Source organism: Sphingopyxis sp. QXT-31 (assembly GCF_001984035.1).
Taxonomy (GTDB): Bacteria; Pseudomonadota; Alphaproteobacteria; order Sphingomonadales; family Sphingomonadaceae; genus Sphingopyxis.
Genome location: NZ_CP019449.1, coordinates 1,014,648 through 1,037,942, shown reverse-complemented (window position 1 = coordinate 1,037,942; position 23,295 = coordinate 1,014,648). Strand labels below are relative to the sequence as shown.

The window sequence follows — 23,295 nt, the reverse complement described above, 5'->3', positions numbered from 1 at the left end:
GGATGACGGGGGACAAGAAGATCGTCGGTTTGTGGCGGGATTCCGCGGCGAACGGAGACCAGGAAGGCCAGACGGCGGAGCCCGAGGCCGCGAGCGCAGCACCCATCGAGGCGGCGGCGCCCGACCCCGCGCCCGCGCGCGTCGAACGCGACTGGCTCGACCGGAGCGCGATCGACGATGCCGACGGCGCCGAGGAAGAGGCGGCGAGCGCCTCGACCTTCCGCGACCGCATCGCCCCTGCCCTGCTGGTCCTGCTCGGGCTAGGCTGGACCGTTTTTGCGACTATGGCGGCGACCGACGGCTTCGTCCGTGCGCCGGCGACGGCCGAATGGCCTGGCGTGATCGCGACGATCGCGATGCCGCTGACGCTGCTTGTCGTGCTGTGGATGGCGCTGCTGCGTTCGAGCAAGTCGGAGCAGGCGCGGTTCGCGCGCGTCACCGCGGCGCTCCGCGAAGAGAATGCGCAGCTCAACCAGTCGATGCATTCTTTGGGGCTGCATATCGCCGATGCGCAGCGCCAGCTCGCCGAGCAGGCGAATATCGTCCAGCAGCTGGGGCTCGACACCGTCGCGCGGCTGACCGAGAGCAGCGACAAGCTCGCCACCAACGCCTCGGTGATCGCCAATGCGCACGACCAGCTCGCGCGCTCGGGCGACGTCGCGCTGCAGCGGATGGACGGACTGCTCGCCGGGCTGCCGCGGATCGACGATGTGGCGCAGCGGCTCGCGGGCAATTTCCGCGAGGCGGGGCTGGTGGCGCACCAGCAGGGCGCGAGCCTCGAAGCCAAGCTTGCCGCGCTCGCCGAGGAAGCGGTGAAAGCGGCCGAGACCGGCGAAGCGTCGGCCGCGACGCTCGACGCAGCGATCGGGTCGCTCGAGGCGCGGACCAAGCAGGCCGAGAGTGAATTGCTCGCGGCGTCTGCGCAGGTGACCGGCGCGCACGAGACGACGCTGGCGCAGGTGACGCAGGTCGCGGCGGCGCTGCACCATGAGTTGACCGCGACGGTCGAGGCGATGAGCGCGCGGCTGGGCGAGACCTGGCAGGCGTTTCGCGACGGCGTCGCCACGTCGGCGGGGCAGCTCGACGACCGGCTGGCCGTCGCACGCAGCGCCGGCGACGACATCGGCGCACAGCTCGTCGCGTATGGCATTGCGAGCGAGGAGCTGGCGACGCGGATTTCGGGGCATGTCGGCGCGATCGAGCAAAGCCTCGCGACGCTGGACGCGACCATCGCGGGGCGCGCCGATGTCATCGGGCGTGCGATCGGCGACACGAAGGCGCAGCTCGGCAGTTTTGCGGAGCAGGTGACGCGCGGCAATGCTTCGGCGCAGCAGCTGGTCGGTCATGCCGAGGCGCTGCTGCTCGCGCTCGACGCGGTGACGCGCGAGATGGACGAGACGCTGCCGCACGCCATCGACCGCATGGCGGCGCACGGGCTAGCGACCAAGGCCTCGCTGAGCGACCTCAAGCCGCTGCTCGAAGCGTCCGAGCTGGTCGCGCAGTCGACGCTGTCGCACGTCAATGCGGTGCAGGCGACGCTGGCGGCGAACGAGAACCAGATGTCGGATCATGCCGACAGCCAGCGCGCACTGGTCGAGCGGATCAACGCCTCGCTCGCCGAGGCCGATACCGCGCTCGCCAAGCTGCGCGACGGCGCCGACCAGTTCGCCGAGCAGGGCGGCGCGAAGATGATCGCGACGCTGGGCGAGGTACGACAGACCGCCGATTCGGCGGCGAGCCAGGCGCAGGCAACGCTCGAACGGCTGGTCGAGGGCGCGCGCGAAGCGATGCAGTCGACCGCGACCGAAGCGATCGATGCGGCGTTCCGCACCGAGATCATGGCCCAGCTCGACGCGATCGGCGAAGCCTCCGAACGCGCGGTCGCGGCGGCGAACAACGCCACCGACCGGCTGATGCGCCAGCTGATCACGATCATGGACACCAGCGCGAGCGTCGAGGCGCGCGCCGCCGAGGCCGAAGCGGCGATCGCGGCGTCGGACCGCGATTCGCTGGCGAAGCAGGTCGGTCTGCTCACCGAGTCGCTCAAATCGACCGCGATCGACCTCACCAAGATACTGTCGAGCGAGGTCAGCGACACCGCATGGGACGCCTATCTCAAGGGCGACCGCGGGGTATTTGCGCGACGCGCGGTCAAGCTGGTCGAGAATAGCGAGGCGAAAGAAATCCTGCGCGTCTATCAGAATGACGACGGCTTCCACGCCTCGGTCAACCAGTTCATCCACGATTTCGAGGCGATGCTGCGCCTGCTGATGAACACGCGCGACGGCTCCGCGATCAGCGTGACCCTGCTGTCGTCGGATATCGGGAAGCTGTACGTGGCGCTGGCGCAGGCGATCGATCGCCTGAGGGGGTAGCCAAGGATGAGAGCATTTTTGCTGACAGCAATTTTTGCTCTGACTGGCTGCGCTGACGACCGGCCAGATCAGTGGAATGCTTTCATCTATTCTGATGCTGACGATCTATCCAAATTCGAAACTATCGAGGGATTCAAAACGTTCGAGCTGTGTCAGCGCGCCGCGATGGATAGGCTCCGCGCAACGGGTGCCGCTGAACAAGGCGACTATGAGTGCGGACACAAATGTCGATTTGATACGCAGCTCAAAGTGAACGTCTGCAAGGAAACGCGAAAATAGCCTACGTCCGCCCGCCCAGAACGTCGGGATCGGCCCAGCCGTTCACATAGGCCACATAATAGACCGCGAAGGCGATCGTCGCGACGATCGTCATCTGGAGCAGGATGCGGCCCGGGCGGAAGCGCGCGGGGGCGCCGCGGTCCTGGCCGGCGATCAAGGGCTCCGACTCGTCCTCGACGCGGCGGCCGTGGAAGGGGAGCACGAAGAAGGTGCTGAACGCCCAGAAGAGCAGGTAGATGGCGAGCGCCGAGGTCCATTTCATGGGGCTGCTCCCTACAGATCGACGAGCATGACGTCGACCACCGGTTTTTTGCCGGTCCAGTCGGTGGCGATGCGGCGGACGCCGAGGCGGATCGCCTCGCGCATCTTCTCGATGTCCTTGGCGGGCGCGAGCGCGGCCATTTCGGCGGCTTCGCGCATCTCGTCGATAAAGGCCTCGCGGTCGTCCTCGACGGGCACACCGCGATAGCTGACCGCGCTTTTGGCGAACTTGCCATTCGTGAAGATCGCGGCGACGGTGACGTGGCCGTGGAGCGACAGCTTGCGCCGTTCGTTGATCGTCTCGCCATCGGCGGGCAGGATCACGTCGCCGTCGAGGATCAGGCGGCCGGCGCGGACGCGTTCGACAATCTTCGCAGGGCCGGGCGCGAGGCGGACGAGGTCGCCATTTTCCTGGATCAGCGCGTCGGGCACGCCGCGTTCGAGCGCGAAGCGCGCCTGTTCGTGCATATGGCGGATCTCGCCATGCACCGGCACGACGAGCTTGGGCCGCAGCCAGCCGTAGAGAGCGGCGAGCTCCGGCTGGCCGGGGTGGCCGCTGACGTGGATATGCGCCTGTTTTTCGGTCACGGTCAGCACGTCCTTGGCGGCGAGCTGGTTCATGATGCGGCCGATCGCGACCTCGTTGCCCGGGATCTGCTTCGACGAGAAGACGACGGTGTCGCCGGGCTCAAGCTTGATCTGGTGCATGTCGGCGGCCATGCGCGCGAGCGCGGCGCGCGGTTCGCCCTGCCCGCCCGTCGCGATTACCATGACCTTGTTGCGCGGCAGGCGCATCGCCTCGTCGAAATCGACCGTGGCGGGGAAGTCCTTCAGATAGCCGACCGAGCGCGCGACGCCGATGATGCGGTCGAGCGAGCGGCCCGCGACGCAGAGGCTGCGCCCCGTGGCCTTGGCGACCTCGCCCAGCGTCTTGAGGCGGGCGGCGTTCGACGCGAAGGTGGTGACGATCACCCGGCCCCTCGCAGCGCCGACGGACGCAAGCAGCCCGTCGAACAGTCCGCCTTCGCTGCCCGATGCCTCGGGATTGAACGCGTTGGTCGAATCGCCGACGAGGACGTCGATGCCCTCATTGCCGAGCGCGGTCAGCGCCTTCGCCGACGACGGGGTGCCGAGCACCGGATCGTCGTCGAGCTTCCAGTCGCCGGTGTGAAAGACGCGGCCATAGGGCGTGTCGATGACCGCCGCGCTCATCTCGAGGATCGAGTGCGCGAGCGGCATCAGGCGAATGCCGAAGGGACCGAGCTGGAACTGCGCGTCGATATCGACGGTCTTGATCTTGACCTCATTCGTGAGCCCCTCCTCGGCGAGCTTGTGCGCAATCAGCCCCGCGGTGAAGCGGTTGGCGTAGAGCGGCACGCCGAGTTCGGCGGCCAGATAGGGCAAGGCGCCGATATGATCCTCATGCCCGTGGGTGAGGACGATGCCGAGCAGGTCCTTCTTGCGATCCTCGATGAATTCGAGGTCGGGCATGATGATGTCGATGCCCGGATAATCGTGCGTGCCGAAGGTTACGCCGAGATCGAGCATGATCCATTTGCCGTCGCAGCCGTAGAGATTGGCGTTCATGCCGATCTCGCCCGATCCGCCGAGCGCGAGGAAGAGTAATTCCTTGCCGGGGTTGGTCATGCGGCGTTCCGTTGATTGTACAAATGCATTAATCCGTTGAGAGTCAGATCGGGGTCGATCCGGTCGAAGAGGTGCGCCTGTTCTTGGAACAAGGTCGCAAGGCCGCCGGTGGCGATGACGGTGAGCGGCTTGCCGATTTCGGCCTTCATGCGTGCGATAAGCCCCTCGATCATCGAAACATAGCCCCAATAAACGCCGATGAGCATCTGGCTTTCGGTCGTACGGCCGATGACGCTGGTCGTCGCGGGCGCCTCGATCGCGATGCGCGGCAGCTTGGCGGCGGCGGCGACGAGGGCTTCGAGCGAGAGGTTGACCCCGGGGGCGATGATGCCGCCGAGATAGGCGCCATCGGGGCCGATATGGTCGAGCGTCGTCGCGGTGCCGAAGCTGATGACCAGCTTGTCCTTGCCGGGCTCGATCGCCTGTGCCGATATCGCGTTGACCGCGCGGTCGGCGCCGACCGACTGCGGCTCGTCGACCTTGAGCGCGATGCCCCAGGTCACCGGCTCGCGCCCCGCGACGAGCGCGTCGACGCCGAAATATTTATGCGCGAGCAATTGCAGATTGTGCAGCGCGCGCGGGACGACCGTCGAGATGATCACCGCCTCGACATCGGCGCGGTCGCGGCCCTCGATGCGCATCAGTTGGTCGAGCCAGACCATATATTCGTCGGCGGTGCGGCGGTCGTCGGTCGCGATGCGCCAGCGCGCGAGCAGCTCGGTGCCCTCGAACAGCGCAAATTTGGCGTTGGTGTTGCCGACGTCGATCGCGAGCAGCATGGCTACTTCCCCTCACCCACCGGGCGGCGCAGCTCGACGTCCCCGGCATGTACCAACATGGTCTCGCCGCCCTCGCGGCGCAAGCGCAGCGCGCCGTCGGGGGCGAGGCCGTCGAAAAAGCCGTCGATGCCCTGTTCGGAGACGCGGAGCGGCGTGCCGACCGGATGCGCCTGCGGCAGCCAGGCGGCGATGATGCGGCCGACGCCTTCCTGGCGCCAGGTCCACAGCGCGTCGGTCATCGCGATGGCGAGCGCGTCGGCGAAGCGGTCGCGGTCGAGGCTGGCCCCCTTGTCGGAGAGCGAAGCGGTCGGGCGATCGGGCAGGTCGGGCGCGACGACGAGGTTGACCCCGATGCCGATCACGATGCTGTCACGGGTGCGCTCCATCAATATGCCCGCGCATTTGGCGCCATCCACCAGCAGGTCGTTGGGCCATTTGAGCTGCGCGCCAAACCCGGGGGCCATAGCAGTTACCGCCTTCGCCAGCGCCACCCCGGCGACGAGCGCCAGCGTCGCGGGCGACGGGTCGCCGGCGGTCAGGCGGACGACGGTCGAGCCCATGAAATTGCCGTGCCCGTCACCCCATGCCCGCCCGAGGCGGCCGCGGCCCGCGGTCTGGCGATCGGCGACGAGCCAATGCCCCTCGCCCACATGCTCGCCGCCAGCCAGCCGCGCCAGCAGGTCGGCGTTGGTCGAACCTGTCTCCGCGATCCGCTCGATCGGCGGGATCAGAAGAGCACCGCCGCGGCGGCCGCCGACGCGGCGCCGAGCATCGGAATGAAGAGATAGCCGATAATCGACAGCCACAGCGCGCTGACGGTCATGATCGTGCCCTCGACGATATTGCCGCCGCCGCTGATCTCGACCTCCGACTTGTCGTCGAAGTACATCGTCTTGATGATCATGATGTAATAATACGCGCCAATGACGGAGGCAACGATGCCCGCAACCGCGAGCGGTACGAGATTGGCGTCCACCGCGGCCTGGAAGGCCAGATATTTCGGCCAGAAGCCGAACAGGGGCGGGATGCCCGCGAGGCTGTACATGAACACCGCCATCGCCGCGGCGAGGCCGGGGCGACGCTCGGACAGGCCGGCGAGCGCCGGGATGCTCTCGATCTGGTTGCCGTCGGCGTCGCGCAGCTGGAGTACGACGAGGAAGGCGCCGAGCGTCGTCACCACGTAAACCAGCAGATAGGTCAGCACCGCCTGTACGCCGAGCTGCGTTCCCGCGGCGAGGCCGATGAGCATGAAGCCGACATTGTTGATCGACGAGTAAGCGAGCAGGCGCTTGATATTCTTCTGCCCGATCGCGCCGACCGCGCCGAGGATGATCGAGGCGAGCGCGAGGAAGATGATGATCTGCTGCCACGCACCTACCGCGGGCCCCATCGCGTCGATCACGACGCGCGTCATCAGCGCCATCGCCGCCACCTTGGGCGCGCTGGCGAAGAAGGCGGTGACCGGGGTCGGCGCGCCTTCATAGACGTCGGGGGTCCACATGTGGAACGGCACCGCGCTGACCTTGAAGCCGAGGCCCGCGAGCACGAAGACGATGCCGAAGATCAGCCCGATATTGAGCTCGCCGCCCATGCGCGTGGCGATGGTCGCGAAATCGGTCGACCCTGCAAAGCCGTAGAGCAAGGAGATGCCGTAGAGCAGCATGCCCGAGGCGAGCGCGCCGAGGACGAAATATTTGAGCCCCGCTTCGCTCGACCGCTCGTCGGTGCGCATGAAGCTGGCCAGAACATAGGCAGCGAGGCTGTTGAGCTCGAGCCCGACGTAGAGCGTCATCAGGTCGCGCGACGAGGCCATGATCCCCATGCCGAGCGCGGCGAACAGGATCAGCACCGGATATTCGGCACGCATGCCGCTGGTGAAGAAGCGCGGCGCGACGAGGATCGACACGGCGCTGGCGCCGTAGATGATCAGCTTGGCGAAGCCGCCGAAGGCGTCGACCGACAGCGTGTTCGAGAAGACCGTGGCGTTGACGCCGAACAGCGCGACCACGGCGACCGCGGCGGCGCCGAGCGTCAGCAGCGCGGCGAGCTGGTACAGCCCGACCTGGCGATCGCCGAGGAAGGTGCCGAGCATCAAGGTGACGAGCCCGCCGATCGTCAGGATCAGCTCGGGCCAGATGAGGGCGAGATCGGCGGTCATTGGCTGCCTCCCGCATGATGCGCTTCGCCGGCGGGTGCCTCATGACCTTCGCCATGCTTCTCAGCCGCCTGGGGCTTGCCTGCGCTGACATGCGCGTCGCCCGCGGGCCTGGCCGGGGCGAGGCGCGCGACCACAGTGGTCACGTCGCCGCGCATCGGCGCGAGGAAGCTTTCGGGATAGACGCCCATCCACAGCGCCACGGCCGCGAGCGGCACCATGATCGCCCATTCGCGGGGATTGAGATCGGGCATCGCCTTCACATCGTCCTTGGTGAGTTCGCCGAAAACGACGCGGCGGTAGAGATAGAGCATGTAAGCGGCGCCGAGGATGATGCCGGTGGTGCAGACGAAGGCGACCCAGCTGGAGGCCTCGTAAATACCCGCAATGCTCAGGAATTCGCCGACGAAGCCGCTGGTCCCCGGCAGGCCGATCGACGCCATGGTGAACAGCATGAAGAACAAGGCATAGGCCGGCATGTTCACCGCGAGCCCGCCGTAGCGGTCGATCTCGCGCGTGTGGAGCCGGTCGTAGATCACCCCGACGCAGAAGAAGAGCGCGGCCGAGACGACGCCATGGCTGAGCATGACGATCATCGCGCCCTCGATGCCCTGCTGGTTGAAGGCGAAGAGGCCCGCGGTGACGATCGCCATATGCGCGACCGACGAATAGGCGATCAGCTTCTTCATGTCGCTCTGCACCAGCGCGACGAGGCTGGTGTAGACCACCGCGACCATCGACAGCGCAAAGACGATCCACATCAGCTGCGCCGACGCCTCGGGGAACATCGGCATCATGAAGCGGACGAAACCGTAACCGCCCATCTTCAAAAGCACGCCCGCCAGGATCATCGAGCCTGCGGTCGGCGCCTGCACATGCGCGTCGGGCAGCCAGGTGTGCACCGGCCACATCGGCATCTTGACCGCGAGGCTGGCGAAGAAGGCGAGCCACAGCCAAGTCTGCATGTCGACCGGGAAATTATAGCTCATTAGCGTCGGGATGTCGGTCGTGCCGGCCTCCGCGATCATCGCGATCATCGCGATGAGCATCAGCACCGAGCCGAGCAACGTGTAGAGGAAGAATTTGAACGCCGCATATTTGCGGTTTGCGCCGCCCCAGATGCCGATGATGAAATACATCGGGATCAGGCCGGCTTCGAAGAAGATGTAGAAGAGCAGCAGGTCCTGCGCCGCGAAGACGCCGATCATCACGACTTCCATCGCGAGGAACATCGCCATGTAGAGGCCGACGCGCTTGGTGATCGCCTCCCAGCTGGCGAGGATGCAGAGCGGCATCAGGAAGGTGCTGAGCACGATCAGCAGCAGCGCGAGGCCGTCGATGCCGAGCGCCCAGTTGAAGGGGCCGAACAGGCCTTCGATGCGTTCCTGGAACTGCCACTGCGCGCCGCCGATATCGAACTGCGACCACATGACGACGCTGAGCGCGAAATTGACCAGCGTGGCGCCGAGCGCGACGAACTTCGCGTTGCGGTCGCCGACGAACAGGCAGGCGACGGCCGCGATCGCGGGTATCGCCAGCAGCAGCGAGAGGAAAGGAAACCCGCTCACAGGAAATTCACCATGGCCCAGCTGGCGAGGCCGACAAGCCCGAGCAGCATCACGAACGCATATCCATAAACATAACCCGATTGCAGCCGCACCGCGAGCCGCGTTCCCCCTGCGACGAGCGTCGCCGCGCCATCGGGACCGAAGCGGTCGATGGTCTGCTCGTCGCCGCGCTTCCAGAAGAAGCGGCCGATCGCGAACGCCGGCTTGACGAAGAGGACGTTGTACAACTCGTCGAAATACCATTTGTTGTAGAGGAACTGGTGGAGCAGCTTGAACTGCGCCACGAAGCGCCCCGGCAGCGTGGTGTTGCGGATATAGCTGTTCCACGCGAGGAACAGCCCGATCGCCATCACCGTGAACGGCGTCCATTTGACCCAGGTCGGCACCTCGTGCGCGGCGTGCATCAGATGCTCGTCGAACGCGAGCATGCTGCCGGCCCAGAATTGGGCGCCTTCCTCCGGATAGATGAAGGGGTGCGCGAAGACGTAGCCCGCGAAGACCGCGCCGATCGAAAGGATGATCAGCGGGATCAGCATGGTGACCGGGCTTTCGTGCGGGTGGTAGCCCGCGGTGCCGTCGCCGTGCGTGTCGTGGTGATGCGCATGCTCGTCGGCGGCATGTTCGTCCGCCGGATGATCGTCATGGCCGTGGCCGTGATGGTCGTGGACGGCATGCTGGATATGCTCGCTCTGTTCCCAGCGCGGCTTGCCGTAGAAGGTCAGGAAGACCAGGCGCCACGAATAGAAGCTCGTCAGCAGCGCGGCGAAGATGCCGACCCAGAAGGCGATCGTGCCGCCGCCGCCCGCGGCAAAGGCCGCCTCGAGGATGCCGTCCTTCGAATGGAAACCCGCGAAGCCCGCGACGCCCGCGATACCGACGCCGGTGATCGCCAGCGTGCCGAGCGTCATTGCCCAGAAAGTGATGGGGATGTGTTTCCGAAGGCCGCCATAATAGCGCATGTCCTGTTCGTGGTGCATCGAGTGGATGACCGAGCCCGCGCCGAGGAACAGCAAGGCCTTGAAGAAGGCGTGGGTGAAGAGGTGGAACATCGCCGCGCCATAGGCGCCGACGCCCGCGGCGAAGAACATGTAGCCGAGCTGCGAACAGGTCGAATAAGCGATGACGCGCTTGATGTCCCACTGCGTCGTGCCGACCGTCGCGGCGAAGAAGCAGGTCGCAGCGCCGACGAAGGTGACGACGCCGAGCGCGATCGGCGCGGTCTCGAACATCGGCGACAGGCGGCACACCATGAAGACGCCCGCGGTGACCATCGTCGCGGCGTGGATCAGCGCCGACACCGGGGTCGGGCCCTCCATCGCGTCGGGCAACCAGGTGTGCAGGCCGAGCTGCGCCGACTTGCCCATCGCGCCTATGAACAGCAGCAGGCAGAGGATCGTCATCGTGTCGAGGCGCATGCCGAGGAAGGTGATCGACGAGCCCGCCATGCCCGGCGCGGCGTCGAGGATCGCGGGGATCGAGACGGTGCCGAAGACGAGGAAGGTCCCGAAGATGCCGAGCATGAAGCCGAGATCGCCGACGCGGTTCACGACGAACGCCTTGATCGCCGCGGCATTGGCGCTCGGCTTCTTGTACCAGAAACCGATGAGCAGATAGGATGCGAGACCGACGCCTTCCCAGCCGAAGAACATCTGGACGAGGTTGTTCGCGGTCACGAGCATCAGCATCGCGAAGGTGAAGAGCGAGAGATAGGCGAAGAAGCGCGGCTGGTCCGGGTCCTCCTCCATATAGCCCCAGCTATAGAGGTGGACGAGCGCCGATACCGTCGTGATGACGACGAGCATCACCGCGGTCAGCGTATCGACGCGCAGCTCCCAGTTGAATTCGAGCGCGCCCGAGCTGACCCAGTGGAGGACCGTCACGACCTCGGTCTGACCCGTGCCGAACACGAAGGACAGGAAGATCGGCCAGCTCAGCGCGCAGCTGGTGAACAGCGCGCCGGTGGTGACCAGCTTCGACGCGAAGGGCCCTATGGCCCGCTGGCCGAGCCCTGCGACAAGTGCCGCGAGCAGCGGCAGGAAAACGATCGCCTGAATCACCGGCTCACCCCTTCATCCGGTTGGCGTCATCGACCGCAATGGTGCCGCGGCCGCGGAAATAGATCACGAGAATGGCGAGCCCGATCGCCGCTTCGCCCGCGGCGACGGTCAGCACGAACATCGAGAAGACCTGTCCGATGAGGTCGTTCAGCGCGGCGCTGAACGCGACGAGGTTGATGTTCACCGCGAGCAGGATGAGCTCGATTGCCATCAGGATGACGATGATATTCTTGCGGTTGATGAAGATGCCGAGCACGCCGATGGTGAACAGCACCGCCGAAACGGCGAGATAATGGCCGACCGAAATCACAGCTGGACCCCCTGCCCGACGCCCGGATCGACGAGGCGCGTCGCATCCTCGGGCCGGCGCTGGTTCTGCGCCGAGATATTCTGGGTGCGCACGCCGCCGCGCTGGCGGTGCGTCAGCACGATCGCGCCGATCATCGCGACGAGCAGGACGATGCCCGCCGCCTCGAACAGGAAGATGTACTTGGTGTAGAGCAGTTCGCCGATCTGCTGGATATTGCTCTTGTCGGCGACAACCGGCGCTGCCTTGGCCGCGAGATCGACCCCGCCCGCGCTCCAGGCGCCGACCGCGAAGACCAACTCGGCGGCGAGGATGATCGCGACCAATGCGCCCAGCGGCAGATAGCGCACGAAACCGGCACGCAGCTCGGCGAAATCGATGTCGAGCATCATCACGACGAAGAGGAACAGCACCGCGACCGCGCCGACATAGACGATGACGAGCAGCATCGCGATGAACTCGGCCCCCGCGAGCAGCATCAGCCCCGCCGCGTTGAAGAAGGCGAGGATCAGCCACATCACGCTGTGGACCGGGTTGCGGGCAAAGATCACCATCGCCGCCGAAGCGATCACGAGGGTGGCGAAGAGCCAGAAAGCAGCGACCTGAATCATGTGCGCGCGCCCTTATCGATAGGGCGCGTCGGCGGCAAGATTCGCCGCGATCGCGCGTTCCCATTTGTCGCCATTGGCGAGCAGCTTGGCCTTGTCATAGAGCAGTTCCTCGCGCGTTTCGGTCGCGAATTCGAAGTTCGGCCCCTCGACGATCGCATCGACCGGGCACGCTTCCTGGCAGAAGCCGCAATAAATGCATTTGGTCATGTCGATGTCGTAGCGCGTCGTGCGACGGCTGCCGTCGTCACGCGGCTCGGCCTCGATCGTGATCGCCTGCGCCGGGCACACCGCTTCGCACAGCTTGCACGCGATGCAGCGCTCCTCGCCGTTCGGATAACGACGCAGCGCATGCTCGCCGCGAAAGCGCGGCGACAGCGGGTTCTTCTCGAACGGATAGTTGATCGTCGCCTTCGGCTTGAAGAAATATTTGAGCGTGAGGGCGTGCGCCTTCACGAATTCCCACAGGGTGAAACTTTTGACGAGATGGGCGATAGAACTCATGAATACCTCGTCAGCATCAGCCAGCCGGAAATCAGGAAGATCCAGATCAGCGAGATCGGCAGGAAGACCTTCCAGCCCAGCCGCATCAGCTGGTCGTAGCGGTAGCGTGGCACGGTTGCCTTCACCCAACTGAACACGAAGAAGAAGAAGAGGATCTTCGCGAACAGCCAGATCACGCCCGGAATGTCGAACCAGGGGATCAGGTCGATGTTGAGCGGCGGCAGCCAGCCGCCCCAGAAAAGCACCGCGTTGAGCGTGCACATCAGCAACACGTTGGCATATTCGCCGAGCCAGAAGAGCGCGAAGCTCATCGACGAATATTCGGTCTGGTAGCCCGCGACCAGCTCGCTCTCGGCCTCGGTCAGGTCGAACGGCGCGCGCGCGGTTTCGGCGAGCGCCGAGATCAGGAACATCACCGCGAGCGGGAACAGCAGCAGGTTGAAGCCGAAGGCGTTGACGATGCCGAACCCGTGCCCTTCCTGCGCTTTCACGATCGCGTTCATGTTGAAGCTGTCGGCATAGAGCACGACGCCGATCAGGATGAACCCGATCGAGACTTCATAGGAAATCATCTGCGCCGAGGCGCGAAGCGCGGAAAAGAAGGGATATTTCGAGTTAGACGCCCAGCCCGACAGGATGACGCCATAGACTCCGAGCGAGCTGATCGCGAGAATATAGAGCAATCCGACGTTGATGTCGGCGAGCACCGCGCCCGAGTTGAACGGGATCACCGCCCACGCCATCAGCGCGACCGAGAAGGTGATGATCGGCGCGATCAGGAACAGCCCGCGGTTGGCCGAGGTGGGGATGATCGTTTCCTGCAGGAAAACTTTCAGGCCATCGGCGAAGCTCTGGAGCAGGCCGAAGGGGCCGACGACGTTCGGGCCGCGGCGCAGCGCGATCGCCGCCCAGATCTTGCGATCGGCATAGATGATCATCGCGACCGCGAGCATCAGCGGCAGCGCGATGAGCAGGATGCCGGCGATCGTCGCGACGCCCCACGCCCAGGTCGGGTCCATGCCCCACGAGATGAAGGTCTCGGTCATTTCTTAAATCCTCACCGCTTGCGGGGAGGTGGCAGGCGCGTAGCGACTGACGGAGGGGGCTGTCGTAGCCCACCCACGTTGCGCGAGGACGCGAGCCCCCTCCACCACCGCTTCGCGGCGGTCCCCCTCCCCGCAAGCGGGGAGGATCTGTTTAGCCCCGGTCATTTCTTCGCGCCGTCCTGGTTGCGCCAGCCGTTATGCGGGCCGGGCTTGTCCGACTTGTTCTTGGGGTTGAAACCCCGCCAGACCGAATAGCCCATCCCGACGAACAGGATGGACGCAATGGCATGTACCGGGGTCATTCCGCGGCCTCCGCAAAGTCGACGCCATGGATCAGCTCTTCCGAGCAGCGCTGCATCGTTGGCGACGCGCGGCAGATGGCGTTGGTGAGGTAGAAATCCTTGATCGGCGACGGGATCGTGCGCGCCTCGGGCTTGGCGGGCAGCTTGGGCACCGTCCAGCCATAGTCGGCGAGGCCTTCGACACCCAGCGCGGGCACCACGGCGATCATCGCGGCGCGGCATTCGGCGAAGCTGTCGAAGCCGAGCGAGACCCCGAGCGCGTCGGCCAAGGCCCTGAAAATGCTCCAGTCCTCGCGCGCGTCGCCGGGAGCGAACACCGCCTTGTCGCTGCGCTGGACGCGGCCCTCGGTGTTGACCGTGGTGAAGTCCTTTTCGGTCCATGCCGCGGCGGGCAGGATGACGTCGGCGGCGTGCGCGCCCTTGTCGCCATGATGGCCGACATAGACCTTGAAGCTATCGGCCAGCGCCGCGAAATCGACCTCGTCGGCGCCAAGGAAGAAGGCAAGCTTGGGCTTCGCCGCGATCACATCCTTGATCCCGCCGGGCAGGCCGTAGCCGAGCATCAGCGAGCCCATGCGCGCGGCGGAGAAATGCACGACATTATAGCCGTTCCAGCCGTCCTTGACCGCGTTCACCGCCTTGGCGAGCGCCAGGCCCGCGCCATGGACCCCGGGCACCGACAGCGCGCCGCCGCCGAAGATCAGCATCGGCCGCTCGGCGCCCTTCAGCGCGTCGGCCACATGCTGCGGCAACTTCGCGACCAGCGACGCGTCGTCGCCGAGCCACTCGGCCTTGTAGGTGAGGTCGGTTTCGGGGCCGATCGCGAAGACCTTGGCGCCCTTCTTCCACACCGCCTTGCGGACGCGCGTGTTGATCAGCGGCGCTTCCCAGCGGAGGTTGGTGCCGACGAGCAGGATCACGTCGGCATTCTCGGCCTCGGCGATCGTGGTGTTGAAATTGACCGCCGACAGGCTGGTGACGTCGTAGTCGAGCCCCGTCTGGCGCCCTTCGAGGAGGCTGCCGCCGAGCGCGGTCACCAGCGCCTTGGCCGCGAACATCGTCTCGCAATCGGCTAGGTCGCCAGCGATCGCCGCGACCGACGATCCGGCGTTCACCGCCTTGATGGCTTCGAATGCCTCACCCCAGCTCGCTTCGACGAGCGCGCCGTCCTTGCGCACATAGGGCCGGTCGAGGCGGCGGCGCACGAGGCCGTCGACATGGTGGCGCGTCTTGTCGCTCGCCCATTCCTCGTTCACATCGTCGTTCACACGCGGCAGCACGCGCAGCACCTGGCGCCCGCGGCTGTCGATGCGGACGTTGGTGCCGACCGCGTCCATCATGTCGATGCCGAGCGTCTTGGTGAGCTCCCACGGGCGCGCTTCGAAGGCGTACGGCTTCGACGTCAGCGCGCCGACGGGGCACAGATCGACGATGTTGCCCGACAGCTCGCTCGCGACCGCATGTTCCAGATACGACGTGATCTGCATATTTTCGCCGCGATAGATCGCGCCGATATCCTCGACGCCCGCAACTTCCTCGGCGAAGCGGACGCAGCGGGTACACTGGATGCAGCGGGTCATCACCGTCTTGACGATGGGACCCATATATTTCTCGGTCACCGCGCGCTTGTTCTCGTCGTAGCGCGTCGCGCCGCGGCCATAGGCGACCGACTGGTCTTGCAAATCGCATTCGCCGCCCTGATCGCAGATCGGGCAGTCGAGCGGGTGGTTGATGAGCAGGAACTCCATCACCCCCTCGCGCGCCTTCTTGACCATCGGGCTGTCGGTCTTGATCACCTGCCCCTCGGCGGTCGGCAGCGCGCACGACGCCTGCGGTTTCGGCGGCCCGGGGGCGACCTCGACCAGGCACATGCGGCAATTGCCGGCAATCGACAGGCGTTCGTGATAGCAGAAGCGCGGGATTTCCTTCCCCGCCAGCTCGCACGCCTGCAGGACGGTGGCACCCTGCGGGACGTCGAGTTCTACGCCATCTACGGTTACTTTAGGCATGAATCAGCTTTCCTGGGCCTTGAGCAGGCGGAAACTTGCGGTGGCGACGATCGAGCGCAGGCCGGCGACGCTCGTTTCGAGCTTCACGTCCTGCGCGCACAGCTTGACGACGGGCAGCAATTTGGTCGCGGCCTGTTCCTCGGCGGCCGATCCGACTTCGGTCGCGAACAGCGCAGCGACTTCGTCGGGGGTCGAGCGTGCGACGCACATCGCGACCTTGTCCGACGGCGCATAGGTCGCCGCTTCCCTGCCGGTCGCGGCCCTGGCGAGGCGCGTCTTCAGCGGCGCGGCCTCGCGCGCCATCATCGCCTCGGCGAGCGCCGCCGCGAAGGGCAAATTCTGGCCGCTCAGCCGCTCGCCGCGCGAACCGACCTGCCGCGCGCAGCCTTCGTTGGCGCGCACGAGGTTGCGCAGGCCGTTGCCGTAAGAACTTTGGCGAAAATCCTGCGTGAGCACGTCTGCAACCTTGTCCGGGCTTTTTGCAGCCACGCACACGGCATAGCGCGCCAGCGTTTGACGCGCGTCGGAATCCGAGGCCGCGACCCGATCGACTCCGGGACCGAACCCACGGTCGCGCTCCGGCCACGGGGTCGGCGTGTTGTCCACCTGCGGCGCCTGTTCGGGCGCCTGCGCTGCGGCAAGAAGGGCGAATGCAAGCGTGATCATGGCTTAGCTCCTACTTCGACGACCGATTGGAAACATTGGGCGAAAAATTTCACTCGGCCGCCTCCAGCGCGCCGCCATTGTCGCGGATGCGGCGTTCGAGTTCGGGGCGGAAATGCTTGATCAGGCCCTGGATCGGCCAGGCCGCCGCATCGCCGAGCGCGCAGATGGTGTGGCCTTCAACCTGCTTGGTGACGTCGTACAGCGTGTCGATCTCGCCGATGTCGGCGTCGCCGGTGCGCAGCCGCTCCATCACGCGCCACATCCAGCCGGTGCCCTCGCGGCACGGGGTGCACTGGCCGCAGCTTTCATGCTTGTAGAAATAGCTGATCCGGCTGATCGCCTGGACGACGTCGGTCGACTTGTCCATCACGATGGCGGCGGCGGTGCCGAGGCCCGAGCCGACGGCTTTCAGCCCGTCGAAGTCCATCGGGCAGTCGATGATCTCGGCCGCGGGAACGAGCGGGACCGACGAGCCGCCGGGGATCACCGCGAGCAGATTGTCCCATCCGCCGCGGATGCCGCCGCAATGCTTGTCGATCAACTCGCGGAAGGGGATGCTCATCTCTTCCTCGACGACGCACGGCTTGTTCACATGGCCGCTGATCTGGAAGAGCTTGGTGCCTTTGTTATTCTCGCGCCCGAAGGAGGCGAACCAAGCCGGGCTGCGGCGCAGGATCGTCGGGACGACCGCGATCGACTCCACATTGTTCACCGTCGTCGGGCAGCCATAGAGGCCCGCGCCTGCCGGAAACGGGGGCTTGAGGCGCGGCTGGCCCTTCTTGCCCTCGAGGCTTTCGATCATCGCGGTTTCTTCGCCGCAGATATAGGCGCCGGCGCCGCGGTGGACGAAGACGTCGAAGTCGTAGCCCGACTTGGCGGCATTCTTGCCGAGCAGGCCCGCGTCATAGGCCTCCTGCACCGCGGCGAAGAGCGTCTCGGCCTCGCGGATGAATTCGCCGCGGATGTAGATATAGGCGGCGCGCGCGCGCATCGCATAGCCCGCGATCAACGCGCCTTCGATCAGCTTGTGCGGATCGTGACGGATGATCTCGCGATCCTTGCACGAACCGGGTTCGGATTCGTCGGCGTTGATCACGAGGAAGCTCGGGCGGTCGGCGCGCGGCTCCTTGGGCATGAACGACCATTTGAGGCCCGTCGGGAAGCCCGCGCCGCCGCGGCCGCGCAGCCCCGACGCCTTGATCTCCTCGATGATCGCGTCCTGGCCGCGCTTCATCAGGTCCTTGGTCTTGTCCCAGTCGCCGCGCATCTGCGCCGACTTCAGGTTCCACGGCTGGAAGCCGTAGATATTGGTGAAAATGCGATCCTTGTCGGCGAGCATTTAACGTCCCCCGCCCTGTTTTTGCCAGGCACGATAGATAAAATAGCCGATGGCGATCAGCACAAGCGGCCCCAGCAGCGCGAAGGTGACGCGCAGCACGAAGCCGAGGATGGCGAGTGCGCCGATCACCGCGAGGATGAGGATGATGTCCTTCTGGGTCATCTCACCACTCATTCCGGTAATCGTGGTTCGCCGAGACCATTTCGACGAGCGTCGTCGGGCCGCCCTCGGGCTCGCTGGTGTGGCGCCCGGGAAGCTGCGTCCCCGCCTTGGGCGTCTCGCCCGCGGCCAGCGCGTCGAGGATCGCCGCCATGCGATCGAAATCGAGGTCTTCGTAATTGTCGTCGTTGATCTGGACCATCGGCGCGTTGGTGCAGGTGCCCATGCACTCGACCTCGGTCAGCGTGAACAGGCCGTCGGGGGTGGTCTTGCCCTTAGCCATGCCGCGGTTCTTGCACGCCGCCATCACATCGTCCGAGCCGCGCAGCAGGCACGGCGTCGTGCCGCACACCTGGACATGATAACGGCCGACCGGCGCCATATTGTACATGGTGTAGAAGGTCGCGACCTCATAGGCGCGGATGAAGGGCATATCGAGCTGCGCCGCGACATATTCGATCACCGGCACGGGCAGCCAGCCCTGCGTGTTCGTCTCGGCGCCGACCTGGCGCTGCGCGAGGTCGAGCAAGGGCATCACCGCCGAACGCTGGCGCCCCGCGGGGTAGCGCGCGATGATGGTCTTTGCCTGCTCGGCATTTTCGGCGGTCCAGGCAAACGCGCCCCAGCGCGCGCGGGTTTCGGCCTCGTCGGGGATTTGGGGTGCGTCAGCCATGAATTTCTTTGCCTGCTTCTGCGTTTTTGTCGCGGAGCCAATAATCGCCGGTCAACACAGTCAGATTGAGTAAGAATACGAAGGGGCCGAACCATGTCGGCAGGGGCGACAATCCGAGGACATCCGCGGCGATCAATCCGACGCCAAGCGCGCACAGGGCGAGCGCAACCGCTCCGAAAGTACGCCGCCTCACCGGTCGCACTCCCCGAACACGACGTCGATCGCGCCGATGATCGCGGTGGTGTCGGCGAGCATATGGCCCTTGCACATGAAATCCATCGCCTGGAGGTGGCTGAACGCCGTCGGGCGGATCTTGCAGCGGTACGGCTTGTTGCTGCCGTCGCTGACCAGATAGACGCCGAACTCGCCCTTGGGGCTTTCGGTCGCCACGTAAACCTCGCCCGCGGGGACGTGGAAACCCTCGGTGTAGAGCTTGAAGTGATGGATCAGCGATTCCATCGACTGCTTCATCTCGCCGCGCTTGGGCGGGACGACCTTGCGGTCGAGGCTGGCGATCGGGCCGGTGGGCATGTCGCGCAGGCACTGCTTGATGATCTTCGCCGACTGATAGACTTCCTCGACGCGCACCATGAAGCGGTCGTAGCAGTCGCCGCGGGTGCCGACGGGGATGTCGAAGTCCATCGCGGCATAGGCGTCATAGGGCTGCGACTTGCGCAGGTCCCACGCGATGCCGCTGCCGCGTATCATCGGGCCCGAGAAGCCCCAAGCGAGCGCGTCTTCCTTCGACACCGTCGCGATATCGACGTTGCGCTGCTTGAAGATGCGGTTGTCGATGACGAGGCTCATCGCGTCGCCGAACAATTCGGGCAGCCGCTTGTCGCACCATTCGCCGATATCGACGAGCAGCTTCTCCGGCACATCCTGATGCACGCCGCCCGGACGGAAATAGGCCGAGTGCATGCGCGCGCCCGAGGCGCGTTCGAAGAAGTTGAGGCAATCCTCGCGCAGCTCGAAAATCCACAGGTTCGGCGTCATCGCGCCGACGTCCATGACGTGGCTGCCGATGTTGAGCATGTGATTGCAGATGCGCGTCAGCTCGGCGAACAGGGTGCGGAGGTACTGCGCGCGCGCCGGAACCTCGAGATCGAGCAATTTCTCGATCGCCAGCACGTAGGAGTGCTCCATGCCGAGCGGCGAGCAATAGTCGAGGCGGTCGAAGTACGGCAGCGCCTGCAGATAAGTCTTATACTCGATCAGCTTTTCGGTGCCGCGGTGGAGCAGCCCGACGTGCGGGTCGACGCGCTCGATGATCTCGCCGTCGAGCTCCATGACCATGCGCAGCACGCCGTGCGCCGCGGGGTGCTGCGGGCCGAAGTTGATCGTGTAGTTGGTGACCGTCTGGTCGCCCGCGGTGTCGGCGGTATCGACCGGATAGCCCTCGAACATGTCGCTGCCGTGGTGCTCCACGCCAGCCGAGTAATTGGGGGGAGAGTCGGTCATGCGTCGCCTCCTTTAGGCTTGCGCGGCGCGCGCGGCTTGGCGGGCGCCTTTTCGGCCTTGGTCGTCGCGGGGGTCTTGGCGGGCTTGGTTGCCGCTTTTGCGCTCGCGCCGTCGCGGCTGGTCTTCGCCGCCTTGATATTGGCCTTGGCCCCTGCCCCGGTCTGCTCGGGCTTGTCGGTGGTCTTGGGGGTCGGCGGCGGTGGCGCCTTCGCCTTGTCGTCGGCGGCCTTGACCTCTTTCGCGGTCATCGGCGTCGGCGCGCCCTTGCCCGGGGCCTCGCCCGTGCCGCCGGCCTTTTCGTCGCCGGGCAGCACATAATCGGCGCCTTCCCAAGGCGACATGAAGTCGAAGTTGCGGAAATCCTGCGCGAGCTTCACCGGCTCATAGACCACGCGCTTGTCCTCTTCGCTATAGCGAAGCTCGGTATAGCCGGTCAGCGGGAAGTCCTTGCGCTGCGGATGGCCCTGGAAACCGTAATCGGTGAGGATGCGGCGGAGGTCGGGGTTGCCCGCGAAGAGCACGCCATACATGTCGAACACTTCGCGCTCGAGCCAGCCGGCGTTCGGCCACACGGGGACTATCGTCGGCACCGGGGTCGCCTCGTCGGTGGTGACGCGGACGCGCAGGCGATGGTTCTTCGTCACGCTAAGCAGGTGATAGACGACCTCGAAGCGCTCGCCGCGCTCGGGATAGTCGACCCCGGCGATCTCCATCATCTGCTGATATTCGAGATTGTCGCGCAGCGCGATCATCACGCCCGCGATGGCATCGCGATCGACGGTGATGCTGTCTTCGTCGGCGGCAAAATCATGCGACAGCAGATCGGTGCCGAGCAGCTTCTTGAGCGCGGCCGCCAGCGAGGGCTGCGGCGCAACGAGGGGAGCGGGATGGCCCATCAGCGTTCGATCGTCCCGGTGCGGCGGATCTTCCGCTGCAGCTGCATCACGCCATAGAGCAGGGCCTCGGCGGTCGGCGGGCAGCCGGGGACATAGATGTCCACAGGCACGATACGGTCGCAGCCGCGCACGACGCTGTAGCTATAGTGGTAATAGCCGCCGCCATTGGCGCAGCTGCCCATCGAGATGACGTACTTCGGGTTCGACATCTGGTCGTACACGCGGCGCAGCGCCGGGGCCATCTTGTTGCAGAGCGTGCCAGCGACGATCATCACGTCGGACTGGCGCGGCGAGGCGCGCGGCGCGACGCCGAAGCGCTCCATGTCGTAGCGCGGCATGTTGACATGGATCATCTCGACCGCGCAGCAGGCGAGCCCGAAGGTCATCCACCAGAGCGATCCGGTGCGCGCCCAGTTGAACAGATCCTCGGTCGAAGTGACCAGAAAGCCCTTATCGCCGACTTCGCTGTTGAGGTCGTCGAAAAAGCCCTGATCAGGCTGGGTGCCTTCGGCAAGGTGCAGGCCCGGCGCGGTGCCTTCCGGCGTTAGACCCCGGGTGTCGGTGATGATCGAAGAGCGGGTCATTCCCAATCCAGCGCCCCTTTCTTCCATGCGTAAACAAGGCCGAGCGCGAGTTCGGCGAGGAAAATCATCATCGTGGCCCAGCCGGCCCAGCCGATTTCCTCGAGGCTGACCGCCCAGGGAAAGAGGAACGCCGCTTCGAGGTCGAAGATGATGAAGAGGATGGCAACGAGGTAGAAGCGCACGTCGAACTGGCTGCGCGCATCCTCGAACGCGGGAAAGCCGCATTCATATTCGGTCAGCTTCGCCGGATCGGGCCGGTGCGCGCCGGTCAGGCGCGACACGCCCATCGGCAGGAACACGAACGCCGCCGAAAGCCCGACGGCGACGAACAGAAAGATCAGGATCGGCAGATATTGCGTCAGATCGACCATGGGAGCTCGCAGTCTTTTTGGGACGCTTGGGCGCCCTTTGGTTGCGGGCGCTTTAGGCCAGCCGGGCGCGCCTCGCAAGCACCGCGGGCAGGAAAAATGGTCTCTTTTGTGACCAAGGCCACAGCCCGCGCTGGCGGCGTCGGCAAAGAGCGTGATAGACCGCCCGAGGGGTCGGTAGCGCCGCGCGGGGCGCGGGGTGCAAAACGGGGGCATATATGCGGAAAATCGCTGGAATTTGGGCCGCGGGGCTCGCGCTGGCACTGACGTCGCCGGCGAGCGCCGAGCTGATCGACGCCAAGTCGCCCAAGGTCATCGCGACGCTGATCGAGTCGCAAGGGTGGAAGACCGCGATCGATGCCAGACCCGGCGAATCCCCCGTCCTGAAGGCGACCCGCAACGGCGAACTGTTCGTGATCGATTTCATGAACTGCACCGACGGCAAAAATTGCAAGACGCTGCAATTCCTGATGGGCTTCGCCGATGCGAAAGAGGTCACGCTCGACAAACTCAATGAGTGGAACCGCGACAGGCGTTTCGCGCGCGCCTATCGCGACGGCGAGGGCGATCCGGTGCTGGCGATGGATGTCGACCTCGATTTCAGCGGGCTACCGCGCGAGAATGTCGGCGAACTGGTCAACACTTGGACCGGTCTGATGGACAGCTTCCGCACTTTCGTGCGCGGGTAAGACGAATCTCGCGGCCACTGGCCAAGCAGCGTGCCTTGCCATATGATCCGACGCGATCGGGTCGCACCATCTGGGGGAATTTCATGTCGCCGATCAAAAGCCTGACCATGCTCGCGCTCTCCGCCGCGCTCCTTACCGTCGCTTCGCCCGCGACCGCGCAGAGCATCTCCGCCGATCCCGCCGCAATTACTGCGGCGCTCAAGGGCCGCGGGATGCCGGTCACGCAGGAGAAGGATAGCGAGAACAGCCCGGTGCTGCAGACGCAGTTCGGCGACGGCGCCAAATTCACCATCTATTTCTATGGCTGCACCAATGGCGCGGGGTGCAGCTCGCTGCAATTCCACACCCTATACAGCGGCAGCACCGCGACCGTCGAAAAGATGAACCAGTTCAACCTCGACCGCCGCTATGGACGCGGGGTGATGGAGAGCAACGGCGATGCGGGCCTGCGGATGGACTTCAACCTCGCCGCGGGCGGCATGTCGAAAGCCATGTTCCTCGACAATGTCGAGCTGTGGGACGAGCTGATGTCGGTCTTCTCCGACTTCATCTACGACGAATAG

25 protein-coding genes are annotated in these 23,295 nt (G+C 65.4%); 4 read left to right on the top strand and 21 right to left on the bottom strand.

The features are described 5' to 3' along the window. Window positions 1–2 precede the first annotated feature (2 nt). Window positions 3–2,375: a hypothetical protein gene (locus BWQ93_RS05120; RefSeq protein ID WP_077029574.1), complete on the top strand. Its 2,373-nt coding sequence runs from the start codon at window positions 3–5 to the stop codon at window positions 2,373–2,375. 6 nt (window positions 2,376–2,381) lie between these two features. Then, window positions 2,382–2,654 carry a hypothetical protein gene (locus BWQ93_RS20715; protein ID WP_156878141.1) on the top strand — a complete coding sequence of 91 codons (273 nt, stop codon included), beginning with the start codon at window positions 2,382–2,384 and terminating at the stop codon, window positions 2,652–2,654. Window position 2,655: 1 nt separating this feature from the next. Here the strand turns inward: BWQ93_RS20715 and BWQ93_RS05115 are convergent, their stop codons facing one another. The 21 genes from BWQ93_RS05115 to BWQ93_RS05025 all read right to left on the bottom strand — a co-directional run bounded on the left by BWQ93_RS05115 (window position 2,656) and on the right by BWQ93_RS05025 (window position 22,046). Further along, entirely contained in the window at window positions 2,656–2,916 is a 261-nt protein-coding gene (locus BWQ93_RS05115; protein ID WP_077029573.1) for a DUF1467 family protein, read from the bottom strand. A gap of 11 nt (window positions 2,917–2,927) precedes the next feature. Further along, a complete protein-coding gene (locus tag BWQ93_RS05110) occupies window positions 2,928–4,562 on the bottom strand; it encodes a ribonuclease J (RefSeq protein WP_077029572.1) in 1,635 nt (544 codons plus the stop codon). Continuing rightward, on the bottom strand, window positions 4,559–5,341 hold the full coding sequence (locus BWQ93_RS05105) for a type III pantothenate kinase (RefSeq protein WP_077029571.1): 783 nt from the start codon (window positions 5,339–5,341) through the stop codon (window positions 4,559–4,561). The genes BWQ93_RS05110 and BWQ93_RS05105 overlap by 4 nt, the downstream gene beginning before the upstream one ends. 2 nt (window positions 5,342–5,343) lie before the next feature. Beyond that, complete coding sequence (locus tag BWQ93_RS05100) at window positions 5,344–6,147, bottom strand: biotin--[acetyl-CoA-carboxylase] ligase (RefSeq protein ID WP_083720623.1); 804 nt, start codon at window positions 6,145–6,147, stop codon at window positions 5,344–5,346. Further along, the gene (gene nuoN / locus BWQ93_RS05095) at window positions 6,069–7,499 is read right to left on the bottom strand and encodes an NADH-quinone oxidoreductase subunit NuoN (RefSeq protein WP_077029570.1); all 1,431 of its coding nucleotides are present in this window, start codon (window positions 7,497–7,499) and stop codon (window positions 6,069–6,071) included. The genes BWQ93_RS05100 and nuoN overlap by 79 nt, the downstream gene beginning before the upstream one ends. After that, the gene (locus BWQ93_RS05090; protein ID WP_077029569.1) at window positions 7,496–9,064 is read right to left on the bottom strand and encodes an NADH-quinone oxidoreductase subunit M; all 1,569 of its coding nucleotides are present in this window, start codon (window positions 9,062–9,064) and stop codon (window positions 7,496–7,498) included. The genes nuoN and BWQ93_RS05090 overlap by 4 nt, the downstream gene beginning before the upstream one ends. Then, entirely contained in the window at window positions 9,061–11,121 is a 2,061-nt protein-coding gene (nuoL, locus tag BWQ93_RS05085) for an NADH-quinone oxidoreductase subunit L (RefSeq protein WP_077029568.1), read from the bottom strand. The genes BWQ93_RS05090 and nuoL overlap by 4 nt, the downstream gene beginning before the upstream one ends. A gap of 4 nt (window positions 11,122–11,125) precedes the next feature. After that, the gene (gene nuoK / locus BWQ93_RS05080) at window positions 11,126–11,431 is read right to left on the bottom strand and encodes an NADH-quinone oxidoreductase subunit NuoK (protein ID WP_077029567.1); all 306 of its coding nucleotides are present in this window, start codon (window positions 11,429–11,431) and stop codon (window positions 11,126–11,128) included. Beyond that, window positions 11,428–12,039: an NADH-quinone oxidoreductase subunit J gene (locus BWQ93_RS05075; RefSeq protein WP_077029566.1), complete on the bottom strand. Its 612-nt coding sequence runs from the start codon at window positions 12,037–12,039 to the stop codon at window positions 11,428–11,430. Before BWQ93_RS05075 ends, nuoK begins: the two co-directional genes overlap by 4 nt. Before the next feature lie 12 nt (window positions 12,040–12,051). Beyond that, window positions 12,052–12,540, bottom strand: a complete 489-nt coding sequence (nuoI, locus tag BWQ93_RS05070; protein ID WP_077029565.1) for an NADH-quinone oxidoreductase subunit NuoI — start codon at window positions 12,538–12,540, stop codon at window positions 12,052–12,054. Beyond that, window positions 12,537–13,586 (bottom strand): NADH-quinone oxidoreductase subunit NuoH, encoded by a 1,050-nt coding sequence (gene nuoH / locus BWQ93_RS05065; protein ID WP_077029564.1) that lies wholly within the window; start codon window positions 13,584–13,586, stop codon window positions 12,537–12,539. Before nuoH ends, nuoI begins: the two co-directional genes overlap by 4 nt. Window positions 13,587–13,747: 161 nt before the next feature. Beyond that, window positions 13,748–13,888 carry a hypothetical protein gene (locus tag BWQ93_RS20710; protein ID WP_156878140.1) on the bottom strand — a complete coding sequence of 47 codons (141 nt, stop codon included), beginning with the start codon at window positions 13,886–13,888 and terminating at the stop codon, window positions 13,748–13,750. Continuing rightward, window positions 13,885–15,897: an NADH-quinone oxidoreductase subunit NuoG gene (nuoG, locus tag BWQ93_RS05060; RefSeq protein WP_077029563.1), complete on the bottom strand. Its 2,013-nt coding sequence runs from the start codon at window positions 15,895–15,897 to the stop codon at window positions 13,885–13,887. The genes BWQ93_RS20710 and nuoG overlap by 4 nt, the downstream gene beginning before the upstream one ends. A gap of 3 nt (window positions 15,898–15,900) precedes the next feature. Continuing rightward, window positions 15,901–16,563 carry a hypothetical protein gene (locus BWQ93_RS05055; RefSeq protein ID WP_077029562.1) on the bottom strand — a complete coding sequence of 221 codons (663 nt, stop codon included), beginning with the start codon at window positions 16,561–16,563 and terminating at the stop codon, window positions 15,901–15,903. 49 nt (window positions 16,564–16,612) lie between these two features. Beyond that, a complete protein-coding gene (gene nuoF, locus BWQ93_RS05050) occupies window positions 16,613–17,902 on the bottom strand; it encodes an NADH-quinone oxidoreductase subunit NuoF (RefSeq protein WP_077029561.1) in 1,290 nt (429 codons plus the stop codon). Then, window positions 17,903–18,064, bottom strand: a complete 162-nt coding sequence (locus BWQ93_RS20705) for a hypothetical protein (protein WP_156878139.1) — start codon at window positions 18,062–18,064, stop codon at window positions 17,903–17,905. 1 nt (window position 18,065) lies between these two features. Then, window positions 18,066–18,734: a complex I 24 kDa subunit family protein gene (locus BWQ93_RS05045; RefSeq protein WP_077029560.1), complete on the bottom strand. Its 669-nt coding sequence runs from the start codon at window positions 18,732–18,734 to the stop codon at window positions 18,066–18,068. Between the two features lie 189 nt (window positions 18,735–18,923). After that, window positions 18,924–20,141, bottom strand: a complete 1,218-nt coding sequence (locus tag BWQ93_RS05040; protein WP_077029559.1) for an NADH-quinone oxidoreductase subunit D — start codon at window positions 20,139–20,141, stop codon at window positions 18,924–18,926. Window positions 20,142–20,191: 50 nt separating this feature from the next. Continuing rightward, the gene (locus BWQ93_RS05035) at window positions 20,192–21,091 is read right to left on the bottom strand and encodes an NADH-quinone oxidoreductase subunit C (protein WP_077029558.1); all 900 of its coding nucleotides are present in this window, start codon (window positions 21,089–21,091) and stop codon (window positions 20,192–20,194) included. Then, a complete protein-coding gene (locus tag BWQ93_RS05030) occupies window positions 21,091–21,681 on the bottom strand; it encodes a NuoB/complex I 20 kDa subunit family protein (RefSeq protein ID WP_443029360.1) in 591 nt (196 codons plus the stop codon). The genes BWQ93_RS05035 and BWQ93_RS05030 overlap by 1 nt, the downstream gene beginning before the upstream one ends. Further along, entirely contained in the window at window positions 21,672–22,046 is a 375-nt protein-coding gene (locus tag BWQ93_RS05025) for an NADH-quinone oxidoreductase subunit A (RefSeq protein ID WP_058809097.1), read from the bottom strand. The genes BWQ93_RS05030 and BWQ93_RS05025 overlap by 10 nt, the downstream gene beginning before the upstream one ends. A 215-nt stretch (window positions 22,047–22,261) precedes the next feature. Between BWQ93_RS05025 and BWQ93_RS05020 the strand changes: the two genes are divergently transcribed. Together BWQ93_RS05020 and BWQ93_RS05015 are read left to right on the top strand one after the other, a co-directional pair. Continuing rightward, window positions 22,262–22,732, top strand: coding sequence for a YbjN domain-containing protein (locus BWQ93_RS05020; RefSeq protein ID WP_077029557.1), 471 nt, complete (start codon window positions 22,262–22,264; stop codon window positions 22,730–22,732). A gap of 83 nt (window positions 22,733–22,815) precedes the next feature. After that, window positions 22,816–23,295 (top strand): YbjN domain-containing protein, encoded by a 480-nt coding sequence (locus BWQ93_RS05015; RefSeq protein ID WP_077029556.1) that lies wholly within the window; start codon window positions 22,816–22,818, stop codon window positions 23,293–23,295.

Excerpts from the sequence above, each read along its gene's own strand:
- BWQ93_RS05120 (WP_077029574.1), top strand. The coding sequence starts at position 3 with ATGACGGGGGACAAGAAGATCGTCGGTTTGTGGCGGGATTCCGCGGCG.
- BWQ93_RS20715 (WP_156878141.1), top strand. The coding sequence starts at position 2,382 with ATGAGAGCATTTTTGCTGACAGCAATTTTTGCTCTGACTGGCTGCGCT.
- BWQ93_RS05115 (WP_077029573.1), bottom strand. The coding sequence starts at position 2,916 with ATGAAATGGACCTCGGCGCTCGCCATCTACCTGCTCTTCTGGGCGTTC.
- BWQ93_RS05110 (WP_077029572.1), bottom strand. The coding sequence starts at position 4,562 with ATGACCAACCCCGGCAAGGAATTACTCTTCCTCGCGCTCGGCGGATCG.
- BWQ93_RS05105 (WP_077029571.1), bottom strand. The coding sequence starts at position 5,341 with ATGCTGCTCGCGATCGACGTCGGCAACACCAACGCCAAATTTGCGCTG.
- nuoN (WP_077029570.1), bottom strand. The coding sequence starts at position 7,499 with ATGACCGCCGATCTCGCCCTCATCTGGCCCGAGCTGATCCTGACGATC.
- BWQ93_RS05075 (WP_077029566.1), bottom strand. The coding sequence starts at position 12,039 with ATGATTCAGGTCGCTGCTTTCTGGCTCTTCGCCACCCTCGTGATCGCT.
- nuoI (WP_077029565.1), bottom strand. The coding sequence starts at position 12,540 with ATGAGTTCTATCGCCCATCTCGTCAAAAGTTTCACCCTGTGGGAATTC.
- nuoH (WP_077029564.1), bottom strand. The coding sequence starts at position 13,586 with ATGACCGAGACCTTCATCTCGTGGGGCATGGACCCGACCTGGGCGTGG.
- BWQ93_RS20710 (WP_156878140.1), bottom strand. The coding sequence starts at position 13,888 with ATGACCCCGGTACATGCCATTGCGTCCATCCTGTTCGTCGGGATGGGC.
- nuoG (WP_077029563.1), bottom strand. The coding sequence starts at position 15,897 with ATGCCTAAAGTAACCGTAGATGGCGTAGAACTCGACGTCCCGCAGGGT.
- BWQ93_RS05055 (WP_077029562.1), bottom strand. The coding sequence starts at position 16,563 with ATGATCACGCTTGCATTCGCCCTTCTTGCCGCAGCGCAGGCGCCCGAA.
- nuoF (WP_077029561.1), bottom strand. The coding sequence starts at position 17,902 with ATGCTCGCCGACAAGGATCGCATTTTCACCAATATCTACGGCTTCCAG.
- BWQ93_RS20705 (WP_156878139.1), bottom strand. The coding sequence starts at position 18,064 with ATGACCCAGAAGGACATCATCCTCATCCTCGCGGTGATCGGCGCACTC.
- BWQ93_RS05045 (WP_077029560.1), bottom strand. The coding sequence starts at position 18,734 with ATGGCTGACGCACCCCAAATCCCCGACGAGGCCGAAACCCGCGCGCGC.
- BWQ93_RS05040 (WP_077029559.1), bottom strand. The coding sequence starts at position 20,141 with ATGTTCGAGGGCTATCCGGTCGATACCGCCGACACCGCGGGCGACCAG.
- BWQ93_RS05035 (WP_077029558.1), bottom strand. The coding sequence starts at position 21,091 with ATGGGCCATCCCGCTCCCCTCGTTGCGCCGCAGCCCTCGCTGGCGGCC.
- BWQ93_RS05025 (WP_058809097.1), bottom strand. The coding sequence starts at position 22,046 with ATGGTCGATCTGACGCAATATCTGCCGATCCTGATCTTTCTGTTCGTC.
- BWQ93_RS05020 (WP_077029557.1), top strand. The coding sequence starts at position 22,262 with ATGCGGAAAATCGCTGGAATTTGGGCCGCGGGGCTCGCGCTGGCACTG.
- BWQ93_RS05015 (WP_077029556.1), top strand. The coding sequence starts at position 22,816 with ATGTCGCCGATCAAAAGCCTGACCATGCTCGCGCTCTCCGCCGCGCTC.